We start from the raw sequence: 14970 nt of genomic DNA on the forward strand, positions 1-14970 counted from the left end.
GAACGTTTGTTTTATTGTCCGCGAAAAGGCGGCTTGTCATGGCGCGTACGACCGGTTCCGACGGCGAAAAGACCGAAGCTGCGGTCCGCGAGGCAGCGGTCAGCCTGATTGCGCGTCTCGGCTACGAGGCGATGTCGATGCGCCAGCTGGCGGCTAAGGTCGGCGTCCAGGCAGCGGCGCTGTACCGCTATTTCCCGACCAAGCAGGACCTTCTGTTCATGCTGATGCGTGAGCATATGGAAGGCTTGATCGAGGCGTGGCGCGCAACACGCCCTGTCGGCGCCGATCCGGCAGCGCGGCTTGCCGCTTATGTCGAAAACCACATCGCTTTCCATATCGAACGCCGCCACTCCACCCATGTCTCGAACATGGAGCTGCGCAGCCTGTCGCATGAAAAACTCACGCAGATCCTGCGCATGCGCACGGCCTACGAGAAGGAGCTGCGCGCCATCCTGCGCGACGGCGTCGAAGCGGGGTTATTCAGCATCGAAGACACCGGGCTCACCGCCATGGCGCTGATCCAGATGATGACCGGCGTCATCGTCTGGTTCCGGCCGGGCGAACGGCTGTCGATCGCTGAAGTCACCGCTACATATCTAGCAATGACAATGCGCCTTGTTGGAGCAAAGAGCGATGGCGCGTCAACGAGCTCCGACGCCGCGCCTCTATTCGGGCGCGCAAAGGACGCTCTAGCAACTTGATTTCGCGCATGATCCCGATTTCGGGATCGTGCGCCGGGAGGAACGGCATGTACACGCATACGCTCAACTTCGGGCTTGACGAAGACACCGAGGCGCTGCGCGACCTGGTGCGGCGCTTCGCCCAGGAAAAGATCGCACCGATCGCCGCCGAAATCGACCGCTCGAACGAATTCCCGGCGCATCTGTGGGCGGAGCTCGGCGGGCTCGGCCTGCTCGGCATCACCGCCGATCCCGATTTCGGCGGCACCGGCATGGGCTACCTCGCCCATGTCGTGGCGATGGAGGAGATTTCGCGCGCCTCGGCCTCGGTCGGCCTCTCCTACGGCGCCCATTCCAACCTCTGCGTCAACCAGATCAACCGCTGGGCAACGCAGGCGCAGAAAGAAAAGTATCTGCCTTCGCTCTGCAGCGGCGAAAAGGTCGGCGCACTGGCGATGTCGGAATCGGGTGCCGGCTCCGATGTCGTGTCGCTGCGCCTGCGCGCCGAAAAGCGCAACGACCGCTATGTGCTCAACGGCACCAAGATGTGGATCACCAACGGGCCGGATGCCGAGACACTGGTCGTCTACGCCAAGACCGATCCGGAACTCAATTCGCGCGGCATCACCGCCTTCATCGTCGAAAAAGCCTTTGCCGGTTTTTCGGTGGCGCAAAAGCTCGACAAGCTCGGCATGCGCGGCTCGAACACCGGTGAGTTGGTGTTCGAGAATGTCGAAGTGCCATTCGACAATGTGCTGCACGAGGAAGGGCGCGGCGTCGAGGTGCTGATGTCGGGCCTCGACTACGAACGCGCCGTGCTGGCCGGCGGGCCGGTCGGGCTGATGGCAGCGTGCCTCGACGTGGCGATCCCTTACGTGCATGAACGCAGGCAGTTCGGCCAGCCGATCGGCGAATTCCAGCTGGTGCAAGGCAAACTCGCCGACATGTATGCGACGATGAACGCGGCGCGCGCCTACGTCTATGCCGTGGCCGCCGCTTGCGATCGCGGTGAGACGGCCCGCAAGGATGCTGCCGGCTGTATTCTCTTCGCCGCCGAAAAGGCAACGCTGATGGCGCTCGACGCCATCCAGCTTTTGGGCGGCAACGGCTACATCAACGACTACCCGACCGGCCGGCTTTTGCGCGACGCCAAGCTTTATGAGATCGGCGCCGGCACCAGCGAAATCCGTCGCTGGCTGATCGGACGAGAAATCATGTCGGAGAGCGCCTGATGGCATTCTTTTGAGCTTTTGCCAGAAGCCGCACGATGTGGCATACTTCGGTTAATGTGCCACAATCCAGGCGAGGCGGACCATGGCGGGCAGAACGGGAAGGTCCGGATTTGACGAAGATCCGCAAGCACGGTTCGATGCCGGTGCTCGCCAACCACAGCTTCGTGCTCCGGCGAAACGCGAGCGTGTCAAGCTTGGCGAGGGCGGGCGCTTCGTCATCCCTGCCGCGATGCGCGAGGAGATGGGCGTGAAGCCTGGCGAGGATATGATCCTGCATGTCGAGAACGGCGAACTGCGGGTAAGATCGTGGCTGCAGAATCTGCGACGCGTCCAGGCCGAATTGTCAGCGTTGAAACAGCCCGGTCAAAGCGTCGTCGACGAATTTCTGAAGGAGCGGCGGGAAGAGCAAAGTCGAAGCGACAAGCGTCTCGACCGGCTTCACGCCGAAGGGACAACGGGAAAGCGGGCGAAATGAAGCCCTATGTCATGGACAGTTCGGCGGCGCTCGCAATCCTGCTCAACGAGCAAGGCACCGATAATGCTTTGGGGTTCGCGCCGGATGCACAATGCAGTTCGGTCAATGCGGCCGAAATCATCGCCAAACTGATCGACAAGGGACGCAGCATGGAACAGGCTGCGGACGACCTCGCCAGTCTCGGCATGCCGATCGCCGTTTTCGACGACGCGATGGGCATCGCCGCCGGGCAGCTTCGCCAATTGACGCGGCATCGCGGCTTGTCGCTGGGCGATCGGGCTTGCCTGGCGCTGGCAATTCGCGAGAATGCCATTGCCGTCACCGCTGATCGCGATTGGGGCGACCTCGATGTCGGCTGCAAGATCGAGCTGATCCGGTAGCGCCATGGCCCCCCTCACCTCGCAGATGTCGCCCGCCTCCGATATTTTCCGCGCCAATGCCGAGCGCATGCGGGCGCTGGTCGCCGATATTGCTGAAAAAGCCGCCGCCATCGAGGGCGGTGGCTCGGAAGAGGCGCGTGAGCGGCACGTCTCCCGCGGCAAGCTCCTGCCGCGGCAACGCCTAGCCCAATTGCTCGATACAGGCTCGCCCTTCCTCGAAATCGGCCAGTTCGCGGCATGGTCGATGTATGGCGAGGACATCCCTTCGGCCGGCCTCATCGCCGGCATCGGCCGCGTCGAAGGCACCGAAGTGATGGTCGTCGTCAATGACGCCACGGTGAAGGGCGGTACCTATTATCCACTGACGGTGAAGAAGCATCTGCGTGCACAGGAGATCGCATTGCAGAACAATCTGCCTTGCGTCTATCTGGTCGACAGCGGCGGCGCCAATCTGCCCAACCAGGACGAGGTGTTTCCCGACCGCGATCATTTCGGCCGCATCTTCTACAACCAGGCCAACATGTCGGCCGCCGGCATTCCGCAGATCGCCTGCGTCATGGGTTCGTGCACGGCCGGCGGCGCTTATGTGCCTGCGATGTCGGACGAGACAATCATGGTGCGCAACCAGGCAACCATCTTTCTCGGCGGGCCGCCACTGGTGAAGGCGGCCACCGGCGAGGACGTCACCGCCGAGGACCTCGGTGGCGCCGACGTGCACACAAGGCTTTCCGGCGTTGCCGACCACTATGCGCTCGACGACGAGCATGCGCTGGCCATATGCCGGCGTATCGTCAAAAACCTGAATCGGAACAAAAATGTAAGCCTGGCCTTGCAGAAATCGATTCCGCCGCTTCACGATCCACATGAACTCTACGGCATCGTGCCGACGGATCTGCGCCACCCCTATGACGTGCGCGAGGTAATCGCCCGCACCGTCGACGGCTCCGAGTTCGATGAGTTCAAGCAGAATTATGGCACCACGCTGGTCACCGGTTTTGCCCATCTCAGCGGCATGCCGGTCGGCATCGTCGCCAACAATGGCGTGCTGTTTTCGGAAAGCGCGCTGAAGGGCGCGCATTTCATCGAGCTGTGCTGCCAGCGCAAGATCCCGCTGATTTTCCTGCAGAACATCACCGGCTTCATGGTCGGGCGAAAATACGAGGCCGGCGGCATCGCCAAGGACGGCGCCAAGCTGGTCATGGCGGTCGCAACGGCCAAGGTGCCGAAGGTGACCGTGATCATCGGCGGCTCGTTCGGCGCCGGCAATTACGGCATGTGCGGACGCGCCTATTCGCCACGCTTCCTGTGGATGTGGCCGAATGCCCGCATTTCGGTGATGGGCGGCGAGCAGGCGGCAACGGTGCTTGCCGTGGTCAAGCGCGAAGGCATCGAGCGCAAGGGCGGGGAATGGAGCGCCGAGGAGGAAGCGAAATTCAAGAAGCCAATCCTGATGAAGTACGAGCATGAAGGGCACCCGCTCTATTCGTCGGCAAGGCTCTGGGACGACGGCATCATCGATCCGGCCAAGACCCGCGAGGTGCTGGCGCTCAGCCTTTCGGCCGCGCTCAACGCCGAGGTCGAGGAGACAAAATTCGGCGTGTTCAGAATGTGAGATGAGCGATACCGGCCAGAGGATTCGCATTCAAACCGGCGACATCACGAAGCTGGCGGTCGACGCCATCGTCAACGCCGCCAACACCTCGCTTCTCGGTGGCGGTGGCGTGGACGGCTCCATTCACCGCGCGGCCGGCCCCGAGCTTGTGGCAGAATGCCGGACCTTGCATGGCTGCAAGGTCGGAGACGCAAAAATCACCAAGGGCTACAGGCTGCCCGCGCGCTACGTCATTCATACGGTCGGGCCGGTCTGGCAAGGCGGCAGCAAAGGAGAAGCCGAGTTGCTCGCCTCCTGCTATCGCCGGTCGCTCGAAATCGCCGCCGCAAAGGACTGCCGGACGGTGGCGTTTCCAGCGATCTCGACCGGCGTCTACCGCTACCCAAAGGATCAGGCGACGCAAATTGCTGTCGGTACCGTGAGTGCCTTCATCGGCCAGAACATCGTTCCGGAAACCGTCATTTTCTGCTGCTTCGACAAGCCAACGGCCGAATTGTATCAGCGGGTCGTTGCTGCACTCGGTAGGGTGTGACCCTGCGCGGGCGACAACTCACCACATCTCCAGACTATTTTTTGCTTCTCGATCTGGCCAGACGAAAGAATCACGGCTATTGATCATCGCAAATACCAACGGGGATTGGGCGAAGATGAGGCGACGGGTTTTTCAGAGAACAACTGCGCATATACTTGCGGCGTTGCTTATATTAGCGACGCCTGGCATCGGCGCAGCGGAGTCGCTGGCGGGAAGCAAGGGCGAGACCCGTTTCTATCCCTATTTGCCGCAGAGCCCGAAGGATCCGTGTACCAGGGCCTACAAGGCCTATGTAGCGGCCGGCGGCCATTCAGCCTATGCAACCACTCCGTATTCCCGGGCGCGTTTTCTGTACATCATCTGCGGCTCGCGCTTGAATGCACCGTCACAGCAAGCTGCCGAAGAATTGGCGTTGAAATCCTGTCAGGCCGCCCGCAACAGTTACAGAGTTACAACAGGCGGCGGCTGCGAAATCGCTGCCTCCAAGTAGGCGAATATATTTCAGTGTTTGGGGTTCAAATGGGTTTGGCAATGAAATCTTTATCAATCAAGCGAGCAACCATGTCGGTACTTGCACTGCTTGTGGCCTCTGCACCGAATGTCGGCGCCGCCGAATCGCTGGCGGGAAGCAAGGGCGACAGCCGCTTTCCGGTCTATTTTGCACCGGGTACAATCGGAGGCTGCGGCAAGAATTACAAGGACTATGTGGCGGCTGGCGGTCACTCGGCCTATGCGATGACGCCATTCAACTGGGCAACCGAATTCACTATTTGCGGTGCTTATCTGAATGCAACATCCCAGAAGGCTGCGGAGGCGCTGGCGTTGAAATCCTGCCAGTCCGCGCGCAGCAAGTACAAGGTCACGACTGCAGGGGCCTGCGCCATAGCTGCCTCCAAATAGACCGACACTCGTCGGCCTTCGACGTATTCAATGGGTAGGAAAAATGAAATCTATAAGCGTCAAACAAGCAGTCTTCTCGCTGATAACCGGGTTGCTTCTAATCTCGAGCCCCACTGTCGGCGCGGCGGAATCGCTGGCTGGAAGCAAGGGCGACGTCCGCTTCTACCCGTATTTTCCCGCGACCGCGGATCGGCCATGCACCAAGGCATATAAGGCCTATGTGGCGGCCAGCGGCCATTCAGCTTATGCGACCACTCCGTATTCCCGGGTGCGTTCGTTGTACATCCTGTGCGGCTCGCGCTTGAATGCGCCCTCGCAAAAGGCTGCCGAGGATATGGCGATGAAATCCTGCCAGGTCACCCGCGACCGTTACAGGGTCACGACCGGGGGAGCTTGCGAAATCGCGGCCTCAAAGTAGGCAGGCCTCGCTTGCCTACCCTTTGACCGCCAGACTACAAAGCAGGGCATTGCCGCAGTTCGCGTGACGAGAATTCGCGCCGTTGGCGGCAGCTCTGCCTGTGGAGGCCCGATGTTCGCCAAGATCCTGATCGCCAACCGTGGCGAGATCGCCTGCCGGGTGATCCGCACGGCACGCAGGATGGGTGTGCGCAGCGTCGCCGTCTATTCCGACGCCGACGATCGCGCCTTGCATGTCGAAATGGCCGACGAAGCGGTGCATATCGGCGCCTCTACCGCCAACGAAAGCTATCTGCGCGGCGACAAGATCATCGCGGCGGCCTTGGCCACAGGTGCCGAGGCCATCCATCCGGGCTACGGCTTTCTTTCGGAAATCCCTGATTTCGTCGACCAGGTGGTCGCGGCGGGGCTGATCTTCATTGGGCCGTCGGCGGCCTCGATCCGTGCCATGGGACTGAAGGACGCGGCCAAGCGGCTGATGGAAAAGGCCGGCGTGCCTGTCGTTCCGGGCTATCACGGCGAAGCGCAGGAGATCGTGTTGCTCGCCTCCAAGGCGCGCGAGATAGGCTACCCCGTACTGATCAAGGCGCGCGCCGGCGGCGGCGGCAAAGGCATGCGGCGCGTCGAGCATCCCGATGATTTTTCGGAAGCACTGTCGGGCGCGCGGCGCGAGGCGAAAGCCGCGTTCGGTGACGACCGCGTCTTGGTGGAAAAATATGTCGACAAGCCTCGCCACATCGAAGTGCAGGTGTTTGGTGACAATTTCGGCAACGCCGTGCATCTTCACGAACGTGACTGCTCGGCACAGCGCCGCCACCAGAAGGTGATCGAGGAGGCGCCTGCCCCGGGCATGACGCCGGCACTGCGCAAGGCGATGACCGAGGCGGCGGTGAAAGCCGCCAAGGCAATCCACTATTCCGGCGCCGGTACCATCGAGTTCATCGTCGATGCCTCGCAAGGTCTGAAGGCCGACCGTTTCTGGTTCATGGAAATGAACACCCGCCTGCAGGTCGAGCACCCCGTCACCGAAATGGTCACCGGCATCGACCTGGTCGAGTGGCAGTTGCGGGTAGCCTCCGGCGAAAAACTGCCGAAGACCCAGAGCGAGATCGCGCTCTCCGGCCACGCCTTCGAGGCGCGCATCTATGCCGAGGACGCGGCAAGAGGGTTTTTGCCGGCGACCGGCACCTTGCACCATCTGAAATTTCCGCAGCCGGCACCGGAGGGTGCGACCATGCGCGTCGAAACCGGTGTGCGCGCTGGCGATGCGATTTCGCCGTTTTACGATCCGATGATCGCCAAGCTGGTCATCCACGGCAAGGACAGACGGGCGGCGCTCACGGCACTTGGCGCAGCGCTGTCGCAGACCGAAATCGCCGGCTCGACGGTCAACACTGCCTTTCTTGCCGCGCTGGCCGCTGATGCGGATTTTGCGGCGGGCGATGTCGATACCGGCTTGATCGCCAGGCATCAGCAGGCGTTGACGGCGGTTCCGCCGCCGAGCGGTGAGACGATTGCCGCCGCGGCACTTGCCGCGTCCGGTGCGCGCGACTTGCCGTCCTCGGACGATCCCTGGTTGTCGCTGGCCGGCTATGCGCATTTCCACGCTGTAGCGCGGCGCACCCTGCTGAAGTTTGGCGAGCAGGAGATCGTCACGCGCGTGTCGGTGCGGCCGGACGGACGGTTCGAGGTGGCGCTGGATGCGCCCTATGACAGCGTCAATTCGCATGATCTTCGCGCGGCGCCTCGCCTCGCCCGCTGGCCGGGCCACGTCACGGTCTTCGATGGTGCAATCGGCTACGGTTTTGCCGTGCCGGATCCGCTGGCCCGAGCCGACGAAGCCGCCGCTTCCGGCAGCCTGCGCGCTCCAATGCCCGGCCTGGTCAAATTGGTGCGTGCAGGCAAAGGCGAGTCCGTGATCAAGGGCCAGCCGCTGCTGATCCTGGAGGCGATGAAGATGGAGCACACCATTGCCGCGCCCCATGACGGGGTTATCGCCGAGATTGCTGCCGAAGGCGCGCAGGTAACCGACGGCACCGTGCTGGTTCGCTTTGTCGAGGAACCTCAGTTGACTGCTGTTTCCCTATCCACGAAGTGATCTCGAACGCGTGACAAAGGCGTCGCCAAAAAAAATGTGGCCGGGTTTGACCCCCGGCCATGTTCGATTACAGCAGCGCGTCTTGCGGCGCCGCGGCCATCACGGTTGGATCGGCGCGTATTTGCCGTCATGCCACTGGTTGATGTCGTAGCTCGCGTTCTTGAGGTCGCCCTTCTCGTCGAAGGTGACCGAGCCGACAACCGTGCTGATCGGCTGGCCATTCTTTAACGCTTCGGCGACTTTTGCCGGATCGTCGCTGCCGGCGCGTTTGATGCCTTCGGCGAAGGCCTGGATCACCGCATAGGAAAACAGCGTGAAGCCCTCAGGCACGAAGCCGCCGGCCTTGATCTTGGCGATGGCCTCCTTGGCTTCGGGCTTCGCCTGCGGATTCGATGGGAAGACGAACATGGTGCCTTCGCCGGCCGGACCGGCAACCTGCCAGAATTCCGGCGAAGCGATCGAGTCCGGCATGATCAACTGGAACTTGAGGTTCTGCTCCGCCGACTGGCGCAGGATCAGGCCGGCTTCGGGGTGATAGCCGCCGAAATAGACGACGTCGGCTTTCAGCTCCTTGAGCTTGGTAACAAGAGCGGAATAGTCCTTCTCGCCAGCGTTGATGCCCTCGTAGAGGATTTCATTGAGACCGTTCTGGTTCATCGTTGCCTTCACGGCATCGGCCACGCCCTGCCCATAGGCGCTCTTGTCGTGCAGGATGACGACTTTCTTGCCGGCATATTTCTTGGCGATCCAGGGACCGATGAAAGCGCCCTGCGCATCGTCGCGCGTATAGAGGCGCATGATCGTCGGCCAGCCGGCTTTCGCCGCTGCGTCGGTCAACACCGGGTTCGAGGAAGCCGGACTCATCATCAGCGCACCGGCTTCGGCGTAGACAGCGGAGGCCGGGATGCTGGAGCCCGAGCAGGCGTGGCCATCGATGAACTTGACGCCGTTGGCGATGATGCGGTTGGCGACCGAAACCGCCTGCTTCGGATCGCACTGGTCATCCTCGATGTCGAGCTTGATCTGGCGGCCGTCGACGCCGCCCGCCGCGTTGATCGCGTCGGCGGCGGCTTGCGCGCCTTGCTTAAACTGATCGCCGATGTTGGCAAGCTGACCGGTCATCGGTCCGACCACCGAAAAGGTGATGTCATCGGCGAAGGCGACCGGCGCGGTCATCATCAGGCCAAATATGGCTGCGCTGAAAATACTGAATTTCTTCATGGTGACACAACTCCTCCACTCTCGCGCGACCATCCCGGCCGCGCCTCTTCCAGAATGGCGGGAGAATTTCATCCTTCACCGGAGCTGTCTAGACGCATCGTCGGCGCTCGATTGGGCCTGTAATGCGCTGTTCCAAAGACAAAGCCGCGCCAGCCTTGTTCCGGCCGGTCGCAGCTTTTCTCATCGAGCTTCCCGACGTATCCCCACCAGGATCCGCTCGCCTTCTCTGTTTGTACGGTTTATGGCGCGGCTCGTCCGCGGTGTTCTTGATCTTGTTGGCCCGGCCGTCTTGCGCGGCCTTGATTTTTCGGGCCCGGCCCTCTGCGCGGCCTTGACCCGAAGCGTCCCTGTCGTGAGGTCAGTACCCCTTGTGAGGTCGATGCCGGCGAATTCAGTGCATCGTCATCCATTCGCGAGCTTCGCGCAGCGCCTTGGCGATCTCGACCTTCGACATGGCGGCAGACAATTCGGAGCGCAGTTCCGCGGCGCGGGCCGAACCCTTGATCGCGGCGATGTTGAACCATTTGTGGGCGGCGACGACGTCGGTCTCGCAATCGCGGCCAGTCGCATACATCATGCCCAACTCGAAAAGAATATCGGCCTGGGCGGTTGCCCCCATGGCGCCGAAGCCGGCTTCAAGCATTTCAAAACGTGCCATTTCAAATCCCCTGTTCTGGCTCCCGAGAGCTGTCTCCGTATGTCCCTCGGTGTCCTTGATTACCGTCGGGGGCGGCCGCTCTTTCGATGCTTTCGAGAATGCCCCGGAGGCTTGAATCCGTCGTTAAATGGCGTGCTTAATTTGAGGAAAACAAAGCTAAAACAAGAGGTAAACACGAAAATTCGTTAAGGATAAAAAGCCAGCAATCGCGCCGGTTTGCACAAGATTTGAAGAAAACTTGCGAGGCGCGGATCAAGACTCCGCTAACCACAGAAGACAAAGACGTGTGCGGCCCGTTTCATTTTTCGCCGGCGCGGCCGTTCGGGAGCGGGCAAAAACCCGCAACCCTTCCGTCGCGGCACCGCTTTTGTTTTTCCGGGAGCTGGACTAGCTTACGTTTGCGTAAGGGGCAGACACCCGGGACGGAGCCCGATTGGACTTACCTGAGGGAGGAAAGACATGTTTCGACAAGTGAGCCTGGCCCTCGCGGCCGCAATAATGATGACCGGCACGGCATGGGCCGATCCGATCGAAGGCAATTGGAAAACGCAAGCCGGATCGACTGCCGCCATTTCGGGTGGCGGCGGGGCATTTTCGATTACGCTCAAATCCGGCAAATTTGCCGGCAAGAACATCGGTTCACTGAAGATTGCCGGCGACAACAAATATGCCGGCACCATAACCGACCCGGAAACCGACAAGACTTATTCGGGCAAGGCTTCGCTTTCCGGCAGTTCGCTCAAGATGAGCGGCTGCGTGCTCGGCGGGCTGATCTGCAAGAGCCAGACCTGGCACAAGCTCTGATCGTGCCCTTCCTGCCGGGGTGAGCGGGGCCAGTCGGCCCCGTTTTCATGTTATCGGTCTCGCAGCCATGGCGTCGCCATGGGTCGCTGCACTCAAGGCGGACCCTCTCAGAGATCATCAACCATTTTTGAACCGCAGATGAACGCCGGGATCAGAGCCGGTTCAGCCGGGGCAAGGCATTGTCATGCGTGTTGAAGGAGACACCGCGCAATGCTTGCCCGCCGCTTCACCATCGTCTGCCTGCTGATGAGCCTGTTCGGCATGTTGTTCGCCGTCCTTGTCGCCGAAGCCGGCCGGCCGTCCCGCTCCTGGAACGTCGCCAGTTCCTGCCGACTCGGTTGCTTGAACCATCTTCACCACTGAAACGACAAAGAGCTGAACCTTTAGAGAAAAGCAAAACGCCAATGAACCGCCTCGCCGCCAACACGCTCAAGACGCTTCGGCTGCTGCCGCGCGCGGCGCTCATCCTGACTGTTCTTTCGGTACCGGTACTGGCCGTGCCGACGATGCGTACCAATGCCGGCTCGACGATCGAGGCGCCTGCGTTGAGGAAGTCAGGCCTCGGCTTTGTGCTGCTGGTTAGCCTTCAGCGCGGTTAGCAGACCGAAAAAACGCCGACAGCGCGTATTGAGGCCGCCTTACCCCCTCCCAACCGCGCGTCCAACTCTCTATATTGGGTCATGGAAAAGCGAATCTATCCCCAAGCCATTGAATCGGTGGTCACGCCGGAGCCGTTTGGCCGGCAGAGCTTCAACGACGCCAAGAAGGCCGTCGCCGCCCTACAGGTGCTTTACGACCGCAACACCAAGTTCCTGCGCGATTCGTTTGCCGCGCTCGCCGCGGGCGGCGACAACAACAAACGCTACCGGGCTTTCTATCCGGAGATCGGCGTCACCACGAGTTCCTTCACGCAAATCGACTCGCGGCAGGCCTATGGCCACATGCCGACGCCGGGGCATTTCTCAACCACCGTCACCCAGCCTGCTCTTTTCGAAAGCTACCTCACCGAACAGCTTCGGCTAATCATGCGCAACCACGGCGTTCCCGTCACGGTTTCGGAATCGACCACTCCCATCCCGCTGCATTTCGCCTTCCTCGAAGGCACCCATGTCGACGGCGCTGCTGCCGAACGCATCAAACGGCCGATCCGTGACCTGTTCGACGTGCCGGATCTCGACGGCACCGACGACCAGATCGCCAACGGCACGTTCGAAGTGGCATTGGGCGAGGCACGGCCGCTGGCGCCGTTCACCGCGCAACGCATCGATTATTCGCTGCACCGGATGTCGCACTATACGGCGACCAGCCCCCAGCATTTCCAGAACTTCGTGCTGTTCACCAACTACCAATTCTATATCGACGAATTCGTCGCCCGTGCACGCGAATTGATGGCCAATGGCGGTGATGGATATGTCGAGTTCGTCGAGCCGGGCAACATCGTGACCAAAGCAGGGGACGGCGCGCCCGGTGAGGGTGCCGCGCCGCCTCGCCTGCCGCAGATGCCGGCCTATCATCTGAAGAAGCCGAATCATGGCGGCATCACCATGGTCAATATCGGCGTTGGGCCTTCCAACGCCAAGACGATCACCGACCATATCGCGGTGCTCCGGCCGCATGCCTGGATGATGCTCGGCCATTGCGCCGGCCTGCGCAACACGCAGGCGCTCGGGGATTATGTGCTGGCCCATGCCTATGTACGAGAAGACCATGTCCTCGACGACGATCTTCCGGTCTGGGTGCCGATCCCGCCGCTAGCCGAAATCCAGGTGGCTCTGCAGGAAGCGGTCGCCGAGGTCACCGGGCTTTCCGGATATGATCTCAAGCGCATCATGCGCACTGGCACCGTCGCCACTATCGACAACCGCAATTGGGAGCTGCGCGACCAGCGCGGGCCGGTCCAGCGGCTGTCGCAGTCGCGGGCGATCGCGCTCGACATGGAATCGGCGACGATCGCCGCCAACGGCTTCCGCTTCCGGGTGCCCTATGGCACGCTGCTTTGCGTATCCGACAAGCCGCTGCATGGCGAATTGAAGTTGCCGGGCATGGCGACCGAGTTCTACAAGCGGCAAGTAGCGCAGCACCTGACCATCGGCATCAGGGCGATGGAGAAGCTGGCTGAAATGCCGATGGACCGACTGCATTCGCGCAAACTCAGGAGCTTTTCGGAAACTGCCTTCCAGTAAATGCCGAATCGCATGTGTCTGTCCAGGTCAGGACATTTCGTCATCTTGATTGAGCCGCACTTCTGCCGATAGACAAAGCGATGGCACGTATTCGGGACATGACGGTTGCGCTGGCATTCGTCGCAATGCTTGCACTCTCGGCCGCGCTGGTGGCCGGGTTCTTCGGATCGCTGCATCCGGCCCTCGATTCCTTTGCTCATTTCCGCGTCCACTTTTCGGTGCTGATGGCGCTTTGCGCGCTGCCGCTGCTCGCCACCTCGTTTCGCCTGCAGGCCGCGGCCGCATTGCTGTTTGCGATAGCCTCCTTTGCTACCACGCCGAATGCCTTGCCGCTTTCGCGGCTATGGCAGGTGCAGGCCGCCTACGAAGCCAAACCCGGTGACGAGCCAGTCTACCGCCTGCTGCAGATGAACCTCAGGTTCAACAATCCAACGCCTGAGAAGGTGCTGTCGCTGATCGGCCGGACCCAGCCTGATGTGATCACCCTCGACGAGGTGTCCGAGATGTGGAAGGCAAAGCTTGGGCTGCTATCAGGCGCCTATCCCCACCGGATCCTCTGCCCATATCCCAATGGCGTGTTCGGCGTTGCGCTGCTGTCCAGACGACCGTTTGCCATGGGCACGGAGCCGCACTGCGACAGCCGCGGCGCGATGGCGATCGCCACGGTCGATTTCGGCGGAACCGACGTCGATGTCGCCGCCATCCACCTCACCTGGCCATGGCCACACAACCAATCACGGCAGATTGGAGGGTTGTCTGACGAAATCGCCTCGCTTGGCGAGACGTCAATCCTGGCAGGCGACTGCAACGCAGCGCCATGGAGCGCCGCCGTCCGGCGCGTCGCATCGCTTGGCAAGCTGACTGTAATGCCGTCGGTCGGGCCGACCTGGCTCTACAGAAGGCTGCCGGATTTCCTGCGCTTCGCCGGACTGCCGATCGACCAGGTCTTCAGCAAGGGCGCCATTGTTATCCATTCGGCGTCGACCCTTGAGGACACCGGCTCAGACCATCTGCCGGTGCTGGTGGAGTTTTCGCTTCGGTCGGATGAACAAAAGCCGCTCGACGAGCACCAGACGGCGACCGCGCTTGCGGCGCTGCCTGGCGGGACGCGAAGCTGAAAATCCGCAGTCCAATCTCGACCTGGCTTATTACTGGCCCACAAAAGCGCGGATGAGGTGCTCGACAGGGCCGCCGTCGCGATGCTCGTGCGCATCGAAGGCGATCTGCTTTGCCTCGTATTCGGCATAGATGGCATTGATCCGGCGCTTTGCCTCGCGACGTGCCTCGAAACAGTGCGGGTCATCACCGACTGTCAGCCCTCGAACCGACTTTTCGGTGGCCCGCATCATCTGTCTGGCGATGCGGCCATGGGTCTCTTCATGGGCGCGAACGCCAGCGAAGAACCGCTTCCAGCGCTTCTGCAGCGCAGGCGACGTGGCTGAGACTAGTTTGGGATAGGTATAGAAGAGATTGAGCGTCCCGTTGGCCTGGCGCAGGCGGCAGACGCCGTTTTCCCGTTGGGCGTCGAAGGTCCAATCATCGACGCTGTAGCCGGTCTGCGCGATGGCGTGGGTCATGAAGCCGTGCTTCGGCCCACTGCGATCCATGGCCTCGATCAGGGCCGCGCCGGTGGTTCCGGCAATGTTGTAAGTTCGTGTCTTGACCAGCACCTTAGTGCCGGCCAAGGCTGCAGGGGCGCACAATGCCCCGATCGCCACAACGCTCGTCAGAACTGCCAGGCGCATTTTTCCTTCCTCCCTGTCGCCGCAGAAAGGAAA

17 protein-coding genes are annotated in these 14970 nt (G+C 61.5%); 14 read left to right on the plus strand and 3 right to left on the minus strand.

Annotation, left to right across the window (positions count from 1 at the left end; all coding sequences use genetic code 11):
• The first annotated feature begins 38 nt into the window (after positions 1-38).
• From NKH67_RS20475 to NKH67_RS20515, 9 genes are all read left to right on the plus strand, one after another.
• Positions 39-701 (plus strand): TetR/AcrR family transcriptional regulator, encoded by a 663-nt coding sequence (locus tag NKH67_RS20475; protein WP_352501805.1) that lies wholly within the window; start codon positions 39-41, stop codon positions 699-701.
• Positions 702-748: 47 nt separating this feature from the next.
• Positions 749-1912 carry an isovaleryl-CoA dehydrogenase gene (locus NKH67_RS20480; RefSeq protein WP_352501804.1) on the plus strand — a complete coding sequence of 388 codons (1164 nt, stop codon included), beginning with the start codon at positions 749-751 and terminating at the stop codon, positions 1910-1912.
• A gap of 82 nt (positions 1913-1994) precedes the next feature.
• Positions 1995-2387 carry an AbrB/MazE/SpoVT family DNA-binding domain-containing protein gene (locus NKH67_RS20485; RefSeq protein WP_352501803.1) on the plus strand — a complete coding sequence of 131 codons (393 nt, stop codon included), beginning with the start codon at positions 1995-1997 and terminating at the stop codon, positions 2385-2387.
• Complete coding sequence (locus NKH67_RS20490; RefSeq protein ID WP_023677795.1) at positions 2384-2767, plus strand: type II toxin-antitoxin system VapC family toxin; 384 nt, start codon at positions 2384-2386, stop codon at positions 2765-2767. Before NKH67_RS20485 ends, NKH67_RS20490 begins: the two co-directional genes overlap by 4 nt.
• A 4-nt stretch (positions 2768-2771) precedes the next feature.
• Positions 2772-4379, plus strand: a complete 1608-nt coding sequence (locus tag NKH67_RS20495) for a carboxyl transferase domain-containing protein (RefSeq protein ID WP_352501802.1) — start codon at positions 2772-2774, stop codon at positions 4377-4379.
• A gap of 1 nt (position 4380) precedes the next feature.
• Complete coding sequence (locus NKH67_RS20500; protein WP_352501801.1) at positions 4381-4911, plus strand: O-acetyl-ADP-ribose deacetylase; 531 nt, start codon at positions 4381-4383, stop codon at positions 4909-4911.
• Positions 4912-5026: 115 nt separating this feature from the next.
• Positions 5027-5401 (plus strand): hypothetical protein, encoded by a 375-nt coding sequence (locus NKH67_RS20505; protein ID WP_352501909.1) that lies wholly within the window; start codon positions 5027-5029, stop codon positions 5399-5401.
• A gap of 29 nt (positions 5402-5430) precedes the next feature.
• Entirely contained in the window at positions 5431-5811 is a 381-nt protein-coding gene (locus NKH67_RS20510; protein ID WP_245274740.1) for a hypothetical protein, read from the plus strand.
• 529 nt (positions 5812-6340) lie between these two features.
• Positions 6341-8326: an acetyl/propionyl/methylcrotonyl-CoA carboxylase subunit alpha gene (locus NKH67_RS20515; protein ID WP_352501800.1), complete on the plus strand. Its 1986-nt coding sequence runs from the start codon at positions 6341-6343 to the stop codon at positions 8324-8326.
• Between the two features lie 99 nt (positions 8327-8425).
• On the opposite strand, the gene NKH67_RS20520 is transcribed toward NKH67_RS20515, so the two are convergent.
• Together NKH67_RS20520 and NKH67_RS20525 are read right to left on the minus strand one after the other, a co-directional pair.
• A complete protein-coding gene (locus NKH67_RS20520; RefSeq protein ID WP_352471026.1) occupies positions 8426-9547 on the minus strand; it encodes a branched-chain amino acid ABC transporter substrate-binding protein in 1122 nt (373 codons plus the stop codon).
• Positions 9548-9938: 391 nt separating this feature from the next.
• Positions 9939-10205 (minus strand): SEL1-like repeat protein, encoded by a 267-nt coding sequence (locus NKH67_RS20525; protein ID WP_010915070.1) that lies wholly within the window; start codon positions 10203-10205, stop codon positions 9939-9941.
• Between the two features lie 459 nt (positions 10206-10664).
• Between NKH67_RS20525 and NKH67_RS20530 the strand changes: the two genes are divergently transcribed.
• The 5 genes from NKH67_RS20530 (at position 10665) to NKH67_RS20550 (ending at position 14310) form a co-directional block, all read left to right on the plus strand.
• On the plus strand, positions 10665-11009 hold the full coding sequence (locus NKH67_RS20530) for a DUF2147 domain-containing protein (protein ID WP_352501799.1): 345 nt from the start codon (positions 10665-10667) through the stop codon (positions 11007-11009).
• 210 nt (positions 11010-11219) lie between these two features.
• Positions 11220-11372, plus strand: a complete 153-nt coding sequence (locus NKH67_RS20535) for a hypothetical protein (protein WP_352501798.1) — start codon at positions 11220-11222, stop codon at positions 11370-11372.
• Between the two features lie 41 nt (positions 11373-11413).
• A complete protein-coding gene (locus NKH67_RS20540; protein ID WP_352454349.1) occupies positions 11414-11608 on the plus strand; it encodes a hypothetical protein in 195 nt (64 codons plus the stop codon).
• A gap of 81 nt (positions 11609-11689) precedes the next feature.
• Positions 11690-13192 (plus strand): AMP nucleosidase, encoded by a 1503-nt coding sequence (locus tag NKH67_RS20545; RefSeq protein ID WP_352501797.1) that lies wholly within the window; start codon positions 11690-11692, stop codon positions 13190-13192.
• An 80-nt stretch (positions 13193-13272) separates the two neighbouring features.
• A complete protein-coding gene (locus NKH67_RS20550) occupies positions 13273-14310 on the plus strand; it encodes an endonuclease/exonuclease/phosphatase family protein (RefSeq protein ID WP_352501796.1) in 1038 nt (345 codons plus the stop codon).
• 30 nt (positions 14311-14340) lie between these two features.
• Here NKH67_RS20550 and NKH67_RS20555 read toward each other — a convergent pair whose 3' ends face one another.
• Positions 14341-14937: a DUF922 domain-containing protein gene (locus NKH67_RS20555; protein ID WP_352501795.1), complete on the minus strand. Its 597-nt coding sequence runs from the start codon at positions 14935-14937 to the stop codon at positions 14341-14343.
• Positions 14938-14970 lie beyond the last annotated feature (33 nt).

The organism is Mesorhizobium sp. M0968 (assembly GCF_040319065.1).
Taxonomy (GTDB): Bacteria; Pseudomonadota; Alphaproteobacteria; order Rhizobiales; family Rhizobiaceae; genus Mesorhizobium.

Coding starts and splice junctions, on each gene's coding strand:
- NKH67_RS20495 (WP_352501802.1), top strand. CDS start 2,772: ATGGCCCCCCTCACCTCGCAGATGTCGCCCGCCTCCGATATTTTCCGC.
- NKH67_RS20520 (WP_352471026.1), bottom strand. CDS start 9,547: ATGAAGAAATTCAGTATTTTCAGCGCAGCCATATTTGGCCTGATGATG.
- NKH67_RS20500 (WP_352501801.1), top strand. CDS start 4,381: ATGAGCGATACCGGCCAGAGGATTCGCATTCAAACCGGCGACATCACG.
- NKH67_RS20545 (WP_352501797.1), top strand. CDS start 11,690: ATGGAAAAGCGAATCTATCCCCAAGCCATTGAATCGGTGGTCACGCCG.
- NKH67_RS20510 (WP_245274740.1), top strand. CDS start 5,431: ATGGGTTTGGCAATGAAATCTTTATCAATCAAGCGAGCAACCATGTCG.
- NKH67_RS20530 (WP_352501799.1), top strand. CDS start 10,665: ATGTTTCGACAAGTGAGCCTGGCCCTCGCGGCCGCAATAATGATGACC.
- NKH67_RS20515 (WP_352501800.1), top strand. CDS start 6,341: ATGTTCGCCAAGATCCTGATCGCCAACCGTGGCGAGATCGCCTGCCGG.
- NKH67_RS20535 (WP_352501798.1), top strand. CDS start 11,220: ATGCTTGCCCGCCGCTTCACCATCGTCTGCCTGCTGATGAGCCTGTTC.
- NKH67_RS20480 (WP_352501804.1), top strand. CDS start 749: ATGTACACGCATACGCTCAACTTCGGGCTTGACGAAGACACCGAGGCG.
- NKH67_RS20490 (WP_023677795.1), top strand. CDS start 2,384: ATGAAGCCCTATGTCATGGACAGTTCGGCGGCGCTCGCAATCCTGCTC.
- NKH67_RS20505 (WP_352501909.1), top strand. CDS start 5,027: ATGAGGCGACGGGTTTTTCAGAGAACAACTGCGCATATACTTGCGGCG.
- NKH67_RS20550 (WP_352501796.1), top strand. CDS start 13,273: ATGGCACGTATTCGGGACATGACGGTTGCGCTGGCATTCGTCGCAATG.
- NKH67_RS20555 (WP_352501795.1), bottom strand. CDS start 14,937: ATGCGCCTGGCAGTTCTGACGAGCGTTGTGGCGATCGGGGCATTGTGC.
- NKH67_RS20525 (WP_010915070.1), bottom strand. CDS start 10,205: ATGGCACGTTTTGAAATGCTTGAAGCCGGCTTCGGCGCCATGGGGGCA.
- NKH67_RS20540 (WP_352454349.1), top strand. CDS start 11,414: ATGAACCGCCTCGCCGCCAACACGCTCAAGACGCTTCGGCTGCTGCCG.
- NKH67_RS20485 (WP_352501803.1), top strand. CDS start 1,995: ATGGCGGGCAGAACGGGAAGGTCCGGATTTGACGAAGATCCGCAAGCA.
- NKH67_RS20475 (WP_352501805.1), top strand. CDS start 39: ATGGCGCGTACGACCGGTTCCGACGGCGAAAAGACCGAAGCTGCGGTC.